At 65.7% G+C, this 2,724-nt stretch carries 3 protein-coding genes; all 3 read left to right on the top strand.

Annotated features, from left to right (window positions below; all coding sequences use genetic code 11):
• Positions 1 to 507: hypothetical protein (locus tag FJ386_15395; GenBank protein MBM3878071.1), on the top strand; the 507-nt coding region annotated here is incomplete at its 5' end.
• A 1-nt stretch (position 508) separates the two neighbouring features.
• Positions 509 to 1,597 carry a 4Fe-4S dicluster domain-containing protein gene (locus FJ386_15390; GenBank protein ID MBM3878070.1) on the top strand — a complete coding sequence of 363 codons (1,089 nt, stop codon included), beginning with the start codon at positions 509 to 511 and terminating at the stop codon, positions 1,595 to 1,597.
• 48 nt (positions 1,598 to 1,645) lie between these two features.
• The coding region (locus FJ386_15385) for a formate dehydrogenase subunit alpha (GenBank protein ID MBM3878069.1) at positions 1,646 to 2,724 on the top strand (1,079 nt) is incomplete at its 3' end.

Here is a 2,724-nt window from a genome sequence, read left to right as displayed (position 1 = left end):
GAAGTGCCCATCGGCCTGCCGTTGAAAACGCTGCTTCACGATTGGGCCGGCGGTCCGCCCGCCGGACGCACCATTCAAGCCGTGACGATGGCCGGCCTGAGCGGCGGCTTCCTCGCCGGCGACGCTCTTGATTGCACGCTCGATGAACCAAGCATCCGCACCAAAGGCTCGTTCCTCGGTGCGGGCGGCATCATCGTGTTCGACGACAGTCGCGGCATGGTCGCCGCCGCGCACGACGCGATGGAATTCTTCGCCCACGAAAGCTGCGGCAAATGTTTCCCGTGCCGCATCGGCACGCAGCGCCTCACTGAACGACTCAACGGCGAATCCGGTCCGCAAGATCTTGCCGACTGGACCGACGAAGTCCGCGACATCGGCGCCGCCATGCGCGCCACCAGCGCCTGCGGCCTCGGCATGGCCGCGCCCTTCGTGACGGACAGCCTTTTGAAGTTTTTCCCGGACGCGGTAAAACAACACGCGTCGGCCAATCGTCCACCCCACCAATGACATGACAGCCACTTCGACCGAACGCACACACACGCTGACGCTGGACGGCCACCCCGTCGCCTTCAGCGATGGCGAGACGATTTATCAGGTTGCCCAGCGCGCGCGGCGCAGCGTGCCGACGCTTTGCTATGACGAACGGCTGGAGGCGTTCGGCGCGTGCCGGCTGTGCGTGGTCGAGGTGGAGGGGATGAAGACGCCGGTGGCATCCTGCACGACGAAGGCCACGCCGGGCATGGCCGTGCGGAGCGCGTCGCCGGCCATTGAGAAGATTCGCAAGACGCTGCTCGAAATGCTGGTCAGCGAGAACCGCGAGGTGGAGGTGAGTCCGCTCCGGGGTTACGCATCGCAGGAACTCACGACCCTGGTGGATCGCTACGGCGCGCGGACGGGACGCTTTCAGGGCAAGAAATCCGGGCGCACCAACCAGGCCGATGACAATCCGTTCATCCTGCGCGATTACGATTTGTGCATCTCGTGCTACCGCTGCGTGCGCGTGTGCGCGGAACAGGAGGGCGACTACGCGATCAGCGTGATGAACCGCGGCTTCAGCACGCAGATCACGACGGAGTTCAACCACAACCTCAAGGACTCGGCCTGCACGTTCTGCGGCCAGTGTGTGCAGACCTGCCCGACCGGCGCGCTCGCGGACAAGAAGGCGCTGCGCGCGGCGGACATGCCCGGCGAGATCGCGAAGACGCGCACGATCTGCCCGTATTGCGGCGTCGGCTGCTCGGTGGACTTGCTGACGAAGGGCGACCGGCTCATAGGCGTGCAGCCGGCGATGGACGGCCCGGCCAATCACGGCGCGCTCTGCATCAAGGGGCAGTTCGCCTTCGACTTCGTTCAGCACGAAGACCGCTTGAAGACGCCGCTGGTGCGACAGGCTGACGGTTCCTTCAAGGAAGCGACCTGGGACGAAGCGCTCGACGTCGCGGCCGAAGGCTTCCGCCGTTCGCTCGAAAGGCACGGGCGGCGCAGCGTGTATGGCATCGCGAGCGGTCGCGCGCCGCACGAGGCGGCTTACTCGATGCAGAAGTTCATCCGGGCGGGTTTCGGCACGCATTATATAGACAACTGTAGCCGGGCTTGACACAGCCCAACGGTCGTCGGTCTGGCGGCCACCATCGGCAGGGGAGCCATGTCCAATCCGCTCGCGGACATGGACAAGCCGGATGTGATTTTCTGCACCGGCACGAACATGACCGAGTGCCATCCGGTCGCCGCCACCGGACTCAAGAAGGCGATGGCGCGCGGCGCGAAACTCATCGTCGCCGACCCGCGCCGCACCCGGCTGGCGGAGCTCGCGGACGTCTATCTGCCCATCCGCGTCGGCAGCGACGTGGCATTGCTGCTGGCGATGGCTCACGTGATCGAGCGCGAAGGCCTGGTGAACCGCGAGTTCATCGCGCAACGCACGGCGGGCTGGGAGGCGTTCCGCAAACATCTCAAGGAATTCACGCCGGCATGGGCGGCGACGATTTGCGAAGTGCCGGCGAAGGACATCGAGCAGGCGGCGTTGCACTACGGTCGCGGCAAGCCGAGCGGCATCTACTACACGCTGGGCATCACCGAGCACATCTGCGGCGTGGACAACGTGCAGAGCCTTTGCAACCTCGCATTGATGACCGGCAACCTCGGCGTCGAGGGCGGCGGCATCAACCCGATGCGCGGGCAGAACAACATCCAGGGCTGCGGCGATTGCGGGGCGGAGACGTTCGTGTTTCCCGGCAGCGTGCGGATTGACGACCAAGCGGCGCGGGACAAGTTCGCCGCGGCTTATCATCGCCCCGACCTCGACCCCGGCCAGCCGATGACGAAAGTCACGGCGTTGCAGGAGTGCGGCAAGAGCATTCACGCGATGCTCATTGACGGCGAGAACACGGTCGTTTCCGACCCCGACCGCAACCACTGCGAGCACGCGCTCAAGGCCCTCGATCATCTCGTGGTCGTGGACATCTTCATGACCGAGACCGCGAAACTCGCGCACGTCGTGCTGCCGGCGACCGCGTGGGCCGAGACGGACGGCGTGGTGTGCAACACCGAGCGGCGTGTCCAGCGCCTGCGTGCCGCGGTCAAACCGCCGGGAGAGGCGCAGCCAGATTGGTGGATCATCGCCCGGATTGCGCGGCGGCTGGGCATTCCCGGCTTTGAGTTCAAGACACCGGCGGACGTGTTCAACGAGCTTTGCTCCCTCTCGCCGACCTACGGCGGGCTGGA

The sequence above is a fragment of the Verrucomicrobiota bacterium genome (assembly GCA_016871675.1).
GTDB lineage: Bacteria > Verrucomicrobiota > Verrucomicrobiia > Limisphaerales > VHCN01 > VHCN01.
The sequence above is the reverse complement of the archived record's forward strand: the minus strand, read 5'-3'. Positions and strand labels throughout refer to the sequence as shown.